The sequence below is a fragment of the Corynebacterium tuberculostearicum genome (assembly GCF_046097255.1).
Lineage (GTDB): Bacteria > Actinomycetota > Actinomycetes > Mycobacteriales > Mycobacteriaceae > Corynebacterium > Corynebacterium tuberculostearicum_J.
On the sequence record NZ_CP175770.1, the window covers coordinates 1,846,268 to 1,861,894 of the forward strand.

Genomic DNA, 15,627 nt, shown 5'->3' on the forward strand with positions numbered 1-15,627 from the left:
TAAATCTCACCGCCCCTTTTTGGGAAAGCTATGCGCGCATCTCTGCGCCCAAGCGCTGCTTAGCCAGCTCCGCTGCCGCCGTACGGTGCTCGTTGACTTCCTCATCGGTCAACGTGCGGTCCGCTGCACGGAACAGAAGCTGGAAGGCCAAGGACTTCTTGCCCTCACCCAACTGCTCACCACGGAAAATGTCGAAGAGCTCGACGGACTCGATGAGCTCACCCGCCCCCTCTTCCACGGTGGCGCGCACGCGCTCTGCTGGGACGTCTTCATCCACCACGAGCGCAATGTCCTGGTGCAACGCTGGGAAGGAGGACAGTACCGGCGCAGGGAATTTCTCTTCCAATGGCATAGCGGTAACGTCCAGCTCCATGGCGCAAGTACGCGCCGGCAGGTTCAGCGCCTCCAGGACCTGCGGGTGGAGCTCACCGGCATGACCCAAGACCACATCGGTGCCAGCCACCTTCACGGCAGCACAACGGCCTGGGTGCCAGGGAAGAACGTTCGCTGCCTCCAGCTCGATATCCACGCCGGCGGCGCGAGCGACCTGGCGGGCGGATTCGATAGCGTCGGCGTAGCTATATGCGCGACCCTCGCCCCACGGTCCCTCATGCTCAATATTGCCAGTGGCCACCGTTGCAACGTGCAGCGGCTGCTCAGGAAGGGTATCTAGAAGTTCGGAAACAACCTGCTCGGAAGGTCGCTGCTCTACAGAAGGCATGGGCGATGCCGCGGCGCGCTTGAATGCCACTTGCTGCAGACCATACAGGGCGAGGTCGCTGCGGCCACGCGCAACATTGCGGCCGATGGCCTCCAGCATGTTCGGAAGCAGAGTCGTGGACAAGATGGCCTTATCTGCCTCAAGCGGATTCTGCACCTCTACGGTGCGGCGGCGAGCATCATCCTTGTCCAAGCCCCACACATCAAAGGTGTCGTTCGCTACGAACGGGGCCGGCAATACCTCTGCATAACCGGCATAGGCGAGGCCGTGACCAATAGCGCGGCGACGCTTCTGCGCTGGGGTCAGACCGCGACCGCCGGCCGGAGTAGGCAAGACGGTGGGAATGTCCTCCAAGCCCTCCAGACGTAGGACCTCCTCAATGAGGTCTACATCCATGGAGATATCGGTGCGCCACGTAGCGGGCGTTACCTGCAGCATGTCACCCTCATCGGCGACAGTGCAGCCGACTTCCTCGAGGCGGGAAATAACGGTCTCACGGGAGTAGTCTACGCCTGCATACTCGCTAGCCTTTGCGGTGCGCAGGGCAATGGGCTCGCGCTTGGCGACGTCCCCGATAAGCGTCCGGCCTTCCTCAATGGTGCCGCCCGCCAGCTGCTGCAAGAGCGCACATGCGGTGTCTAGAGCGACCTCGACAATCGCAGGGTCCACGCCGCGCTCGAAGCGGCGGGAGGACTCGGACGACAACTTATGGCGGCGGGAGGTGCGCGCCACGGTGATCGGATCCCAGATAGCGGATTCGAAGACAACATCAGTGGTCTCCGCCGAGGTTTCTGAGGTAGTACCGCCCATGACACCGGCTAGCGACTGGATGCCGTTGTCATCGCAGATGACCACATCTTCTGCAGAAAGCTCACGCTTTACGTGATCCAAGGTCTCAAACTTCTCGCCTTCGTCCGCATTACGGACAACGAGATTTCCTTGGATAACGTTGGCATCAAAGGCATGCATCGGGGCGCCCAAAAGCAACATCACATAGTTAGTAATGTCCGTGGGCAGGTTTACGCTGCGCTGGCCGCAGAGCATGAGCTCGCGCTCTAGCCAGAACGGGGTGCGTGCCTGCGGGTCGATGCCGCTGACCTTGCGGAGCCCGAAACGCTGCGCCTTGGTCTCGGGGGTGAGAGTGACGTCGATAAGCGAGCCCTGCGCCGCTGGAACAGCAGAGGTATCAATGCCAGCGACTGACGGATCCTCGGCAATATCGGCAAAGTCCAAGTCGAAAGCCGAAGCGATCTCACGGCTCAAACCGCGCGCGGACAGGGCGTATCCGCGATCCGGGGTGATGTTGACGTCAAAGTCAGTATCATGCAGCCCAATAATCGGGCGAGCATCCTCGCCCACCTTATCGGCGACGTCATCGCCCAAGACGATGATTCCGTTAGCCTGTGCGCCCAAACCGAGCTCAGCGCCAGAGCACAGCATGCCATTAGAGATGTGGTCGTAAGTCTCGCGCGCCGCAATCTTGAAGCCGCCAGGAAGCTCCGAGCCCGGAAGCGCCACAACGACATAGTCATTCAAACGGAAATTACGAGCACCGCAAATGATGCCCTGCAGCTCGCCCGTGCCATTAGCCTGGCCTACATTTACCTGGCAGTAGCGGATGGGCTTTTTGAACTGCGTAAGTTCCTCGATCTCTACCACCTGGCCGATGACCAGCGGACCGGTGCTCTCCGGAACGGCAGCATAGCCCTCGGTTTCAAAACCGACGCGCACGAATCCGGAGTCCATATCGGCAGCGGAAACGTTCCAACCAGGGTTCTTAGCGCCCAGGATGCGGGTGACCCAGTCTTGGGAAATAAGCATTAGTGTGTCTATCCTTTCTGGGTTTTAGGCCTGTACGCCAAACGGCAGGGTGAAGCGGACATCGCCTTCGACCATGTCGCGCATATCGGTCAAGCCATTGCGGAACTGCAGCGTGCGCTCGAGGCCCATACCGAAGGCAAAGCCCGTGTATTCCTCTGGGTCAACGCCTACGGCGCGCAGCACATTGGGATTCACCATGCCGCAGCCGCCCCACTCGATCCAGCCAGCGCCACCCTTCTTATTGGGGAACCACACATCAACCTCGGCAGAAGGCTCGGTGAACGGGAAGTAATTCACGCGCATGCGCGTCGTAGTCTCCGGACCGAACAGCACCTTGGCCAAGTGCTCCAGGGTGCCGCGCAGGTGGGCCATGGTCAGGCCCTTATCCACGGCCAAACCTTCTACCTGGTGGAAAACCGGGGTGTGGGTGGCATCCAGCTCATCGGTGCGGAATACGCGACCTGGGCAAGCGATATACAGCGGTACATCGCGCTCCAGCATGGTGCGCACCTGTACCGGAGAGGTGTGCGTGCGTAGCACCTGCTTAGAGCCCTCGCCGGAGACGTGGAACGTATCCTGCAGGGTACGTGCTGGGTGATCCGGCTTAAAGTTCAATGCATCGAAGTTGAAGTACTCCGCCTCAACCTCGGGGCCATCCGCGATTTCCCAGCCCATGCCGACGAAAATATCCGCAATGCGTTCTGACAATGCGGTAATCGGGTGAAGAGCACCAGTCTGGGTGCGGGTGGTGGGAATGGTGACGTCAACGGTCTCTGCTCGCAACTGCTCCTCGCGAGCCTTTTGCTCCAAGACATCCTTAACCTGGGCAAAGCGCTTTTCCATCTTGCCGCGGGCCATGTTGACAGCCTTGCCAGCGCTCTTGCGCTGATCCTTGGGCAGCTGCCCCAAAGACTGGCGCGCCTGCGGAATATAGCCGCCATCTCCTAGGTGCTCGCGGCGGGCTGCAGCCAGCTCATCGAGCGTTTCGGCTGCGTCGAAGGCTGCGATAGCCTTATCGGCCGCGGCCCCAAGAGCCTCTTCGGTCAATTCGATCTGCGGTGTATCGGACACGTACTTCGTACCTTCTTCTCGCGCGAAAACTAACGCGTGCAATCTTACTCTGTCCCGGCTAGTCCGACCGCCCCAGGGACCCCCTTTTCATTCGGGGATCTGCTTAGCTGTGCTCTTGGGCTTTTGCTGACTCATAAAGACAAATGCTGGCGGCTGTTGCCAGGTTGAGTGACTCTGCTCGCCCACGCAGCGGAATACGCACCCGCATATCGGCTTCTTCCAGTAGCTCGCCCAACCCGTGGGCCTCGTTGCCAAAAAGCCACGCCGTTGGCTGAGATAGGTCTGCCTCGGCAAGGTCTACCTCGCCATCAGCGGCCGTCGCCACAATTTGCATGCCCGATTTACGCAGCTGCCCCAAGACGTCCTTAATATTGGGGTCTCGCGCTACCGGGACATGAAACAGCGAGCCGGCCGAAGCGCGCGCTACCTTGCAGCTGAGGGGATCGACCGTCTCGCCCGCAAAAATTACTCCATCTGCTCCCATGGCGTCGGAAGTTCTAATCAAGGTGCCTGCATTGCCCGGCTCCGAAGTGAGCACGGGAACAGAGACCAAGCTTGGTTTGCCGTTAAGGATTTTGCCCGCGGACCACAGGACCGGCTTGCACAGCGCGAAAAGCCCCGTGGTGGTGGCGGTATCAGATAAATGCTTAGCCGCTTTATCGGTGATGGGATGTACGTACACTCCCATGTATCCACAGGCGGTAATAATGTCACCGAAGCGTTCTGCGGCCTTTTCAGTGACGAAAACATCGACAGCAGCGCCAGTAGACACCGCAGCATCTACGGCGTTTTCTCCCTCAATCAGGAATTGCTTCGCCTTCTTCCGGTTAGCAGCGCGGTGCAGCTTGGCTGCATTAACAATGCGCGGGGTGCGTTCAGTAAAGGCAGAGTCAAAATCCAAATTCATGGCTCCTACCCTACCTACTAGTTGCCTAGTCCCAGACTCAGCCCCAGCTGCGTAGGCAAAACAAAAAATCCTGTTGCCGGTATAGCAACAGGATCACAATGCTGGGTGCTACTTAGCTAGTGGCACGCCGCGGGCGTCCTTGTCGTAATCACCGGCGCCGGCGATGATCATAATGAACTCAATGAAAACCCAGATTCCGACGATGGCCCAAAACGCGAACCCGAGCAAGAACCAGAAAGTAGCCCAGCCCAAGATATTAAGCACCAGCTGCGCTACGCCGAAGGTCGTGCGACCGGTATAGAAGTTATGCGCGCCGAAGGAGCCCAAGAAGAAGCACAGAAGCAAAGTCGCAATCCAAGACTTTTGCTGTCCCTGCGCCACATACTGCTGCTGCACCGGATAGGAACCCATATTCGGTTGTGGTGCATAGCCCTGGTTGTACTGCGGCTGGTAACCGGCCTGCTGGTCATAGGGGTTGTACTGCTGCCCCTGGTTGTTGTCATAGGACTGGCCAGAATACTCGCCATTTTCTGGTTGGTAGCTACCATTTGGGTTTGTCACAGGGAATCTGCTCCTCGGTCTCGGGGTCACTCGTGGTCTGGACTCAATGTAGCACGGGAGACCGAGCTCATTAGACAGATAGAGTATAAAACGACCAAAGCCCGCTTCGCCCGGCACATAAGCCGGAGAAACGGGCGTTGTATGCCTAGTAACTAGGCAGCCTTAGGAGCGTTGACGTCCTCAGGCAGAGCAGCCTTAGCAGCCTCGCACAGTGCGGAGAATGCCTCGAAGTCATTGACAGCAAGCTCAGCCAGGATCTTGCGGTCAACCTCGATCTCAGCCAGGCGCAGGCCGTGGATGAGTCGGTTGTAGGTGATGTCGTTCATGCGGGCAGCAGCGTTGATGCGCTGGATCCACAGCTTACGGAACTCAGACTTACGAGCGCGACGATCGCGGTAAGCGTAAGTCATGGAGTGCAGCCACTGCTCCTTCGCCTTACGGTACAGGCGGGAACGCTGGCCGCGGTAGCCCTTAGCGGACTTCAGAATCGCGCGACGCTTCTTCTTTGCGTTAACTGAGCGCTTTACTCGTGCCACAGTGATACTTCCTTAATTCAAATTGTGATGGCGGATGTGGGTTGATTCGGCGCTATTATGCGCGGCCGAGCAGGCGCTTGACGCGCTTGGTGTCAGGCTGTGCGACTGCCTCGGTGCCCTTCAGGCGACGGGTACGCTTGGACGGCTTGCCCTCCAGCAGGTGGCGGCGGCCAGCCTGCTCACGGCGCAGCTTGCCGGAACCGGTCACCTTGATACGCTTTGCGGTGCCCTTGTGGGTCTTCTGCTTCATGAGTATTAAGTCCTTAAATCCTACGTGGAATCTGGTCTACTTCTTGCCCTTGCGAACCGGACCCAAAACCATGGTCATATTGCGACCATCCTGCTTGGGGCGGGACTCAACGACGCCAACTTCAGCGACGTCATCAGCCAAACGCTCCAAGAGGCGGAAACCCAGCTCCGGACGCGATTGCTCACGACCACGGAACATGATGGTCACCTTGACCTTGGATCCCTTCTCGAGGAAGCGAACTACGTTACCCTTTTTGGTCTCATAATCGTGATCATCGATCTTCGGGCGGAACTTCTGTTCCTTAACCACGGTCTGCTGCTGGTTCTTACGGGCTTCGCGAGCCTTCTGAGCCTGCTCGTACTTGAACTTGCCGTAGTCCATGATCTTGGCCACTGGGGGCTTTGCCTTCGGGGCTACCTCAACCAAGTCAAGGTCAGCCTCGTATGCAAGCTTGCGAGCATCATCGGTACGGACGATGCCCACCTGTTCACCACCGGGGCCTACCAAACGGACCTCGGGTACTCGGATACGCTCATTGATGCGAGCTTCAGCGCTGATTGTGGTTCTCCTCGATTAGGGGGTGTATGAGTAAGTAGTTCACCTACCGGGACCACAAACGAATCAAACCCGGTCTGCCAAAGACAGCCGGGAGTTCTCACAGTGCCAAGCATGTTTGCTTGGTTACCTTTACCTTTATCCTACGAACGGTGTTCGCGGCATCGGGTGGGAGAGACTCCGCTTGTGACCCACGCACCTCGAAAAGGCGTCATGGGCGGTAGTGGCTTTGAGGATAGCAGCTTCTACCCTTTCCACCAAATCGCAACTCGCCTAGCTGTCCTTGCATTGGGCAGCTGGTTTGATATTGCCCTTCTCTACCCCTCTATCAACGATGTCCACCAACTCATGGGCGAGATACTCTACCGCTGGCTCGGCTTTGGCATAATCCTCGCCATCTGTAACCACAGATAACGCGACGCCGACGCGCTTGCCGACAACCTCATGAACTCCAAATTGGCGGTAGGTGTACTCATTGTCGTCCTCGTCCAAGCCCCAGCCGCTTTTAGCGCGGGTTCGTTTCTCTTTCGACAGGCCAATTTTCTGCCAGGACACAATGTCTTTGAGCACCTTGTGGACGTAGTCCGCCTCCTCAATGCAAGGCAATTCAGCACCGAAGACTGCTTGGTCTTTCAATGACCACGTGGAGTAGCCAAAAGCGGTGTCATGGATATCCGCGTGTGATCCATAGTCTTCGAGCAATTCCTCTACTGCCTTATCGGCGGAGCCTTCGCGCCATTTCACCTGCGACCATAGGGCGTAGGCGGCATCGTTATCGGATTCCTTGATTGCCAGGTCGACCAAGCTCTTATCTGCGCCGTCTTTCAGCGCCGCGATGGCGATAGGGACCTTTATGGTCGACCAAACAGGGCCTTTGCCCTTATCGCCCACAGCAATGGTGTCATCGCCGGCTGAAATAGCAACCCCAACCTTGGCGTGGTACTTCTTTGCGGTCTTGTCCACTGCGTGGTCAAGCTGAGTGCGCACTGAGTCCGGGTTGGGTGCCGGAGAGCTAGTCGACGGCGCAGGGACGTTCTCGGTTTCAGGATCGCTAGAGCAAGCGCTCACCATAAACAAGGTGAGCGCTGCCAACAGGCTGGCGCCGAGGCGGTAACTATTCACAGTGTCCCTACTTCAACATGTCCTTTAGGTAGCTACCGGTATAGGAGCCTTCCACCTGCGCAACATCTTCCGGGGTGCCCTGCGCGACTACGGTGCCGCCGCCGGCACCACCTTCCGGTCCCATATCCACGATCCAGTCCGCAGCCTTGATGACATCGAGGTTGTGCTCGATGACGAGCACCGAATTTCCCTTGTCTACAAGGCCCTGGATGACCAACATCAGCTTGCGGATGTCTTCAAAGTGTAGACCAGTGGTCGGCTCGTCCAGGATGTAGATAGTCCTACCGTTGGTGCGCTTTTGCAGCTCTGAGGCGAGCTTAACGCGTTGCGCCTCACCGCCAGACAGTGTGGTAGCGGCTTGACCGAGGCGGACGTAGCCCAAGCCGACGTCGACAAGCGTGGCAAGGTAGCGGTGAATCGAGTTGATGGGTTCGAAGAAGTCCGCTGCCTCAGAAATGGGCATGTCAAGAACCTCGGCGATGTTCTTTCCCTTGTAGTGCACTTCCAGGGTCTCGCGGTTATAGCGAGCGCCCTCACACACCTCACACGGAACATACACGTCCGGCAGGAAGTTCATCTCGATCTTGATGGTGCCATCGCCTTGGCATGCCTCGCAGCGCCCACCCTTGACGTTGAAGGAGAAGCGGCCGGCCTTGTAGCCGCGAACCTTGGCCTCCTGGGTTTCGGCAAAAAGGTTACGGATCTTGTCAAAGACGCCCGTGTAGGTCGCCGGGTTGGAACGCGGCGTACGGCCAATCGGGCTCTGGTCAACCTGGACCAGCTTATCCAGGTGCTCCACGCCCTCGACGCGCTTGGCGCGGCCGGGCACCTGGCGGGCGCGGTTGAGCTTATTGGCCAAGGTCTTGGCCAAAATCTCATTAACCACGGTGGACTTACCAGAACCAGAAACACCGGTAATGCATGCCAACACTCCCAGCGGGATTTCGACGTTAATGCCCTTCAGGTTATTCTCGCGTGCACCCACCACTTTCAGGGTGCGGCCCTTGTCGATCTCGCGGCGGTGATCCGGGACAGCGAGCACCTTCTTGCCAGAAAGGTACTGGCCAGTCAGGGACTCCTCTACCTTTTCAATTCCCGCCGGTTCGCCTTGATAGACCACCTCGCCACCATATTCACCGGCACGCGGGCCCACATCGACAAGCCAATCGGACTCTCGGATGGTGTCTTCGTCATGTTCGACCACGATGAGGGTATTGCCAATATCGCGCAAACGCTGCAGGGTCTTAATAAGGCGCTGGTTATCGCGTTGGTGCAAACCAATGGAAGGCTCATCGAGCACATAAAGTACGCCGGCCAAACCGGAACCAATCTGCGTGGCCAAACGGATGCGTTGTGCCTCGCCGCCCGAAAGCGTGGACGCACCGCGATCCAGGGTCAGGTAATTCAGACCGACATCGAGAAGGAAGCGCAACCGAGCCTGGGTTTCCTTGAGTACCGCACCGGCAATGATTTCCTCGCGGTGCCCCAGCACCAAAGAGTCCAGGAACTCAGAGGCATCTTCAATCGAAAGCGCACACAGCCCCGCAATGGACTGCTCACCGTGAGTAGTAGAGGCCAAGCGGACAGCCAAGATCTCCGGCTTCAAGCGCGTGCCTTTACAGGTGCTGCACGGCACGCGGCGGGTGTACTGCAGCAGGCGATCCTTTTGGGACTGAGAATCGGTCGTTTCCAGTTTGCGGTGAATGAAACCGGTCGCGCCCTCAAACGGCGCGGTCCAATTGCGCTGGCGCCCGTAGCGGTTCTTGTACCGAACCTGCACCTCCTCGTCCGTGCCATAGATGAGCGCATGGCGCTGCTCCTTGGTCAATTCGCTCACTGGCGTCTTAGGGTCAAAGCCCATTGCCTTGCCCAGACCCTCCACTAGTTTGACAAAGTAGCGGGAGTTGGGAGAGGAGTGCCACGGCTGAATCGCATCAACCGCCGGGGCATCCGGATCCGGAATAAGCAGGTCAACATCGACTTCCAGCTTGGTACCCAAACCATCACACACCGGGCAAGAACCAAACGGAGCATTGAAGGAAAAGGCACGGGGCTCATACTCTTCAATGGTCAAGGTGTGGCCATTGGGGCAGGCGGCCTTTTCCGAGTACGTGTGGGTGAGCTCTTCCCTATCTACGAACTCGATGGTGACCAGACCATCGGCCAAGCGCAGGGCCGTTTCCACCGAATCCGTTAAGCGTTGCTTCTGCGAGGCCTTCACCTGCAGGCGGTCAACCACTACCTCAATATTGTGCTTGATCTGCTTCTTTAGCTTGGGAGGATCACTGAGCTGATGGGTCTCTCCATCCACTCGCACGCGGGAATAACCCTGCGCCGAAAGATCCTGAAAAAGATCCACAAACTCGCCCTTGCGCTTGCGCACTACCGGTGCAAGCACCTGGAACTTCAGCTTTTCTTCTAGTTCCAGCACCGCATCCACGATCTGCTGCGGCGTTTGGCGCTCAATTACCGCATCGCACTTTGGGCAGTGCGGCGTACCAGCACGGGAAAAGAGCAAGCGCAGGTAGTCGTAGATCTCCGTGATCGTGCCCACCGTGGAGCGTGGATTATGGTTGGTGGATTTTTGATCAATGGACACCGCGGGTGACAGGCCATCAATAAATTCCACGTTGGGCTTATCCATCTGCCCTAAAAACATGCGGGCATAAGAACTCAAGGATTCCACGTAGCGGCGCTGGCCTTCAGCGAAGATGGTGTCAAAGGCCAGCGAAGATTTACCGGAGCCGGATAGGCCGGTAAAAACAACCATTTTATCGCGGGGGATATCGATATCCACGCCCTTGAGGTTGTGCTCGCGGGCACCGCGCACCACCAAACGATCAGCCACTGTGCTCAGACCTCCAGTACTAGGGATTGCAATCTTCCCTCGAATGTACCCGTAGGCTGGGACACATGACTAACGAGCTTCAGCTACATCAGATTTCCGTGTCCGAGATGGACAATAACTGCTACCTCCTTCAGGCGGGCGAAGAGGGCTTGCTTGTCGACGCCGCCGATGACGCGCCCGCAATCCTCGACATGGCCCGCAAGGCCGGAGTGAAAATTACCGCGGTGCTCACGACCCACCGCCACTGGGACCACGTGCGCGCACTCGAGGAGATTTTGTCCGAAACGGGTGCTACTCACTACGCCTCCTTCCTTGATTCCCCCGCCATCCCGGCTGAGGTAGACGTGGAGCTGCGCAAGGGCGATTCCATCGAGTTCGCGGGTCTTCAGCTGCCAGTCATCATCTTGCGCGGCCACACCCCCGGCGGTGCAGCCCTAGTTGCAAGCATCGATGGCGTCACCAATCTCTTCGTAGGCGATTCCCTCTTCCCCGGTGGCCTGGGCAAGACTACCTCTGAGGGAGACTTCGTCCGTCTATATAAGGACGTCACCGCGCGCATCTTTGATGAGTTCCCCGACAATACGATCGTGCGCCCGGGACACGGCAAGTCCACGACCTTGGGCGAGGAGCGACCCAAGCTTGGTGACTGGTGGGAACGCCGCTGGTGATCCAAAGGCGGTTTTCCGCGTACAATGGTCTAGCACACGATAGGTCTAGAACAACGAGCTAAGGAGCTTTAAGGACTATGATTCGCAAGCTTGCCCGCCCCATGCTGGCATCCGTATTTGTATGGGAAGGCGTAGACAACCTGCGCAACGCGTCCGAGCATGTCAAGGAGACCGAGGGTTTCCTCAAGACCGTGCGCAAGGCCGTTCCTTCTGAGTACCAGGGCTACATCCCCAATGACCCAGAACTAGTTACCCGCGCCATTGGCGGCGCTAAGGTAGGCGCCGGCTCCACCTTGGCTCTGGGCAAGGCACCGCGCACTTCCGCTGCGGTTCTGGCCGCCGCTACCCTGCCTAACCTGATTGGCAAGAATAACTTCTGGGCAGCAGACAACAAGGAAGACAAGGAATCCCGCCGCAACGGATTCGTTACCAACACCGCTTTGCTTGGCGCCCTGTTTATCGCTACCCAGGACACCGAGGGCAAGCCTTCCCTGCGTTGGCGCGCACAGAAGGCCGGCAAGCGCACGAATAAGAAGATTCAGCAGGCGCTGCCTACTAAATCTGAATCCGAGCAGAAGCGCGAAGAGCTCTCTGCCCGTGCTAACGAGCTGTCTTCCAAGGCCGGCGACTGGATCAACGAGACCTCTGCCAAGGCACAGGCTTATGTAGACGACAACAAGGATGACTGGCAGTCCACCGGCCGCGGTCTGCTGGATACCGCCAAGTCCTATGTTGACGATGCCAAGACCTACGTAGAGGACAACAAGGACGATTGGCAGGAGTCTGGCCGCGGCTTGCTGGGCAACGCTAAGTCCTTCATTGAGGACTCGGTCGACAACGCCAAGACTTACGTTGAAGACAATAAGGGTGACTGGCTCGAGACCGCACAGGCTAATCGCGACATCGCCCGTACCCGTGCTGTGAAGGCAGCTACCAAGGCTCAGGCACGTGCCGACAAGGCCGTCGCCAAGCTGGATGGCGCCAAGTCCAAGCGCGCAAACAAGAAGGCTTCCAAGCACGCTGACAAGCTGCAGCAGGAGGCAAATAAGAAGATTGAGGCAGCTATCAAGAAGCTGGAAAAGCGCTCTAAGTAGCCACATCTTCCTTGGCCGAGTATCTCGGCGATGACTCAACGGCCCAGCCTTATGCTGGGCCGTTGTTCTTTGTCACAGCAGGGTCTAAACTCATCTCTCCCCCTCGCCGGACAGCGTGCCCGGCACCTTCCACCCCATCAACGTCCAATCACCAAGGAGTCACGTGAACTCAGCATCCCAAAAGCACGCGGCGGCCGCAGGTTCCTCGGAGCGCGAAGCCATCGCTACGGAGCAAGATTATGTGGACGGCCTTTTCTCCCGCCTCGACGATGAGGTGGCTGCAGCAAATGAACGGCTCAATGAGGTGCAGGCGGACGTAGATCCCTCCACCCCGGACGCAGATGCCTTGGTACGCCGCGAAACGGAATACCACGGGCTCCAAGCCAAGCTGGATCGTCTCAATGTGGCCCAAATGGGATTGGTCTTTGGCCGCATCGATATTGACGCCCCCGGTGACAATCCCACCGCGGAAGGCCTAGATCGCCGCTACATCGGCCGCATGGGACTCGATGCGCGTGAAGAGGACTATCGCACGCTCCTTCTAGATTGGCGTGCCCCCATGGCACGGCCCTTCTACCTCGCTACCACCGCCCAACCAGAAGGCGTGCACACCCGCCGCCAAATCCGCACCAAGGGGCGCACCGTCACCGGCATTCATGATGAGGTCCTTGCCGGTCCCGGCGTGCGTGAAGAAGAGGCCGGCGTAGCGAGCGAATCCGCTCTCTATCACGCTATGCAGCGAGCCCGCACGGGCCACATGGCTTCCATTGTGGAGACCATTCAGCGGGAGCAGGACGAGATTATCCGCGATAACACCCGCGGCGTGATGGTGGTAGAAGGCGGCCCTGGCACCGGTAAGACCGCAGTTGCGCTGCACCGCGTTGCCTATCTGCTCTATACCCACCGCGAGCTGCTTTCTGCCACTGGCGTACTCATCGTTGGTCCCAATAGCAGCTTCTTGGACTATATTTCGCGCGTGCTCCCAGAACTAGGCGAGACCGGCGTGGTGCTCTCCACCATCGGCGGACTCTTCCCTGGAATCGAACCGGAACACGAAGAAGACCTGGTGGCTCGGGAAATCAAGGGCAGCGACGCCATGGTGGAAATCCTCTCCACCGCGGTCAAGGACTACCAGCTGCTTCCCGACGACCCGCGTGAACTGGCAGTCGACGGCCTGGCCCTAGAGGTAACGCCCAGCATGGTGAAAAGCGCCCGCACACGTGCACGCCGCTCGCGAAAGCCACACAATGAGGCTCGCGGTGCCTTCATTGAGCACCTCGTAGAAGACCTTGCCCAGCAAATGGCAGAAAAGGTAGGTGCCGATCCGCTTGGCGGAAAAAATCTCCTTTCGCGCGCCGATATTGATCAATTCCACGATGACCTTGCTGAGGACGCGGCGGTTACTGCCTTGATCGATGAGTTTTGGCCCGAACTACACCCCACCGATGTACTTGCTGCTCTAGTCTCCTCACGCGAGCGTATCGCTTCTGCCGCCCACGGATATGACGAGGAAACCCAAGAAGCGCTCTACCGCGCAGAGGGGCGAGCATGGACGGGTTCGGATGCGGCCTTGCTAGACGAGCTTGCCGTCCTCATCGGCCTACCCAACCCTGAAGAAAAGAAGGCAGCCGATGATGCGGCGTGGCGCGACCAAGTGGCTGATGCGGAAGACGCATTGGATATCTTGTCCTCCTCCGAGTCCACAGATAATGACGATGACATGTTTGAAGCAGAAATCCTCTCTGCCCACGATGTCATCGACGCCGAGACCTTGGCGCACCGCCAGGAGGTACGCGATAAACGCACCACTGCCCAACGCGCCCGCGAAGACCATACGTGGGCTTATGGTCACATCATCGTGGACGAGGCCCAGGAGTTAACACCTATGGAGTGGCGAATGCTCTTCCGGCGCTGCCCTTCCCGGTGGATGACTTTGGTGGGTGATACCTCCCAGACTGGTTCCCCGGCAGGTGTTGATGACTGGGGCGAGGCCCTCGAGCCCTTCGTAGCCCAGCGCTTCCGTCACCACTTCTTAACCGTCAACTATCGCACCCCGCAGCCCATCACGGATTTGGCCAATGGACTGTTGGAAATGATTAACCCTGATGCCATCCCGGCGACAGCCATCCGTGATGGAGTGCAGGTGCGCCGGCTTGAGCAGGGCAACTACGTCCCTGGAGTACACAGCGAAGAGGATGGCAGGCTCACAGCGGTTATTGATGCCGCCACTGCGGAGCGCTACAAGGGCCTCGAGTTTGATCACGTGGTCGTGCTCGATCCGCAGCGCATCGTGGATGCCTCCCCACAGGGATTGCAGAACCTCTATGTCTGCATCACTCGTGCCACTCAATCCCTCACGCTCGTTGGTGACTGCGGCGAAGTTCTTTAGGCTTCCGTAAGCTTTATGCCATGGCCTTATCTGACATCATGCGCAAAGCTGAAAGCTCACTTAACTCCATTACTTTGAAGCGCTCCCAACGGCGTGGATGGCAGCCCCTGATTGTGGGATATACAGGTTATGGCACCACCGATCAGGTGAGAGTCTTCGGCCGCGTACTCATGCATGATCCTGATGAAGGCAAGAGGGATACGTGGGGTGAGCGCGGCTACCAGCAGTTTCTTACCATTCAAGTAGGACACCACGACGTTTCGGTAACTATTGGGGAAAAGACTGTCACCGGCACCACCGATCGCAACGGATACATTGACTTACTAGTCCATGACCACGAACTAGAGCCCGGGTGGCATACGGCAACAATCGAGGCCGCACATGCGAAGGCTGTGGAAGTCCAACTACTTATCGTTGATCCGGCGGCCAAGATCGGCATTGTTAGCGATATCGATGACACGGTGCTTGTCACGTGGCTGCCGCGTGCGCTCACCGCGGCGTGGAATTCCTGGGCCAAGCGCCCTAGCAAGCGACAGGCCGTTCCCGGAATGGCTGAATTCTATGCTCAGCTACAGCAACGCTTCCCCCAAGCCCCAGTGTTTTATCTATCTACGGGCGCTTGGAATACCTTTGGCTCGCTCAAGAAATTCCTGTCCCACCATGGTTTCCCCGCGGGTCCCATGCTGCTGACGGACTGGGGCCCAACGGAAACGGGACTTTTCCGCAGCGGGCAGGAGCACAAGCGTGTTCAACTGCGCAATCTGCTCATTGCCTACCCGGATATGCAATGGATTCTCATTGGCGATGACGGACAACATGATCCATTAACGTACGGCGATGTGGCTAACGAGCATCCGGACCGGATACACTCTGTGCTCATCCGCAATCTGAGCCCGCAGGAGCAGTTGCTCTCCCACGGCTCCCTGAGCCCTTTGGCCGATGCCAATGAGGAGGGCCACTTCTCTATTCCCTTGATTCAGGGCGCGAACGGCAACGCCATTGCCGCCGCATTCAACGCTGCGCATCCTGCAGAGTAGGCAGCGCTTAACGACGAAACCCGCCTTGGCCTTCCAGCGAGACCAAG

13 protein-coding genes are annotated in these 15,627 nt (G+C 58.2%); 4 read left to right on the forward strand and 9 right to left on the reverse strand.

The window, feature by feature from the left end:
• Window positions 1–28 precede the first annotated feature (28 nt).
• The 9 genes from pheT to uvrA form a co-directional block, all read right to left on the reverse strand.
• A complete protein-coding gene (gene pheT / locus ACKFRY_RS08800) occupies window positions 29–2,542 on the reverse strand; it encodes a phenylalanine--tRNA ligase subunit beta (RefSeq protein WP_408922683.1) in 2,514 nt (837 codons plus the stop codon).
• Between the two features lie 24 nt (window positions 2,543–2,566).
• Window positions 2,567–3,613 (reverse strand): phenylalanine--tRNA ligase subunit alpha, encoded by a 1,047-nt coding sequence (gene pheS, locus ACKFRY_RS08805; protein ID WP_005327862.1) that lies wholly within the window; start codon window positions 3,611–3,613, stop codon window positions 2,567–2,569.
• Window positions 3,614–3,716: 103 nt separating this feature from the next.
• Window positions 3,717–4,520: an RNA methyltransferase gene (locus tag ACKFRY_RS08810; RefSeq protein ID WP_005323262.1), complete on the reverse strand. Its 804-nt coding sequence runs from the start codon at window positions 4,518–4,520 to the stop codon at window positions 3,717–3,719.
• 108 nt (window positions 4,521–4,628) lie between these two features.
• Entirely contained in the window at window positions 4,629–5,081 is a 453-nt protein-coding gene (locus ACKFRY_RS08815) for a TM2 domain-containing protein (protein WP_005323263.1), read from the reverse strand.
• A 152-nt stretch (window positions 5,082–5,233) separates the two neighbouring features.
• A complete protein-coding gene (rplT, locus tag ACKFRY_RS08820) occupies window positions 5,234–5,617 on the reverse strand; it encodes a 50S ribosomal protein L20 (RefSeq protein WP_005323264.1) in 384 nt (127 codons plus the stop codon).
• Window positions 5,618–5,672: 55 nt separating this feature from the next.
• A complete protein-coding gene (gene rpmI, locus ACKFRY_RS08825) occupies window positions 5,673–5,867 on the reverse strand; it encodes a 50S ribosomal protein L35 (RefSeq protein WP_005323265.1) in 195 nt (64 codons plus the stop codon).
• A gap of 36 nt (window positions 5,868–5,903) precedes the next feature.
• Complete coding sequence (infC, locus tag ACKFRY_RS08830; protein WP_080970442.1) at window positions 5,904–6,425, reverse strand: translation initiation factor IF-3; 522 nt, start codon at window positions 6,423–6,425, stop codon at window positions 5,904–5,906.
• Window positions 6,426–6,695: 270 nt separating this feature from the next.
• The gene (locus ACKFRY_RS08835) at window positions 6,696–7,544 is read right to left on the reverse strand and encodes a hypothetical protein (protein ID WP_408922684.1); all 849 of its coding nucleotides are present in this window, start codon (window positions 7,542–7,544) and stop codon (window positions 6,696–6,698) included.
• A gap of 7 nt (window positions 7,545–7,551) precedes the next feature.
• Window positions 7,552–10,392 (reverse strand): excinuclease ABC subunit UvrA, encoded by a 2,841-nt coding sequence (uvrA, locus tag ACKFRY_RS08840; RefSeq protein ID WP_408922685.1) that lies wholly within the window; start codon window positions 10,390–10,392, stop codon window positions 7,552–7,554.
• Window positions 10,393–10,457: 65 nt separating this feature from the next.
• On the opposite strand from uvrA, the gene ACKFRY_RS08845 reads away from it, so the two are divergent.
• The 4 genes from ACKFRY_RS08845 (at window position 10,458) to ACKFRY_RS08860 (ending at window position 15,580) form a co-directional block, all read left to right on the forward strand.
• Window positions 10,458–11,060: an MBL fold metallo-hydrolase gene (locus ACKFRY_RS08845; RefSeq protein WP_005327847.1), complete on the forward strand. Its 603-nt coding sequence runs from the start codon at window positions 10,458–10,460 to the stop codon at window positions 11,058–11,060.
• Window positions 11,061–11,137: 77 nt separating this feature from the next.
• Complete coding sequence (locus ACKFRY_RS08850; protein ID WP_005323270.1) at window positions 11,138–12,154, forward strand: DoxX family protein; 1,017 nt, start codon at window positions 11,138–11,140, stop codon at window positions 12,152–12,154.
• Window positions 12,155–12,317: 163 nt separating this feature from the next.
• A complete protein-coding gene (locus tag ACKFRY_RS08855; protein ID WP_408922686.1) occupies window positions 12,318–14,543 on the forward strand; it encodes a HelD family protein in 2,226 nt (741 codons plus the stop codon).
• Window positions 14,544–14,563: 20 nt separating this feature from the next.
• Window positions 14,564–15,580, forward strand: coding sequence for an App1 family protein (locus tag ACKFRY_RS08860; protein WP_408922687.1), 1,017 nt, complete (start codon window positions 14,564–14,566; stop codon window positions 15,578–15,580).
• Window positions 15,581–15,627 lie beyond the last annotated feature (47 nt).

What these genes read in the sequence shown, in the direction of transcription:
- rpmI (WP_005323265.1), bottom strand. Translation starts at nt 5,867, where the DNA reads ATGAAGCAGAAGACCCACAAGGGCACCGCAAAGCGTATCAAGGTGACC.
- ACKFRY_RS08850 (WP_005323270.1), top strand. Translation starts at nt 11,138, where the DNA reads ATGATTCGCAAGCTTGCCCGCCCCATGCTGGCATCCGTATTTGTATGG.
- pheT (WP_408922683.1), bottom strand. Translation starts at nt 2,542, where the DNA reads ATGCTTATTTCCCAAGACTGGGTCACCCGCATCCTGGGCGCTAAGAAC.
- ACKFRY_RS08810 (WP_005323262.1), bottom strand. Translation starts at nt 4,520, where the DNA reads ATGAATTTGGATTTTGACTCTGCCTTTACTGAACGCACCCCGCGCATT.
- ACKFRY_RS08845 (WP_005327847.1), top strand. Translation starts at nt 10,458, where the DNA reads ATGACTAACGAGCTTCAGCTACATCAGATTTCCGTGTCCGAGATGGAC.
- ACKFRY_RS08860 (WP_408922687.1), top strand. Translation starts at nt 14,564, where the DNA reads ATGGCCTTATCTGACATCATGCGCAAAGCTGAAAGCTCACTTAACTCC.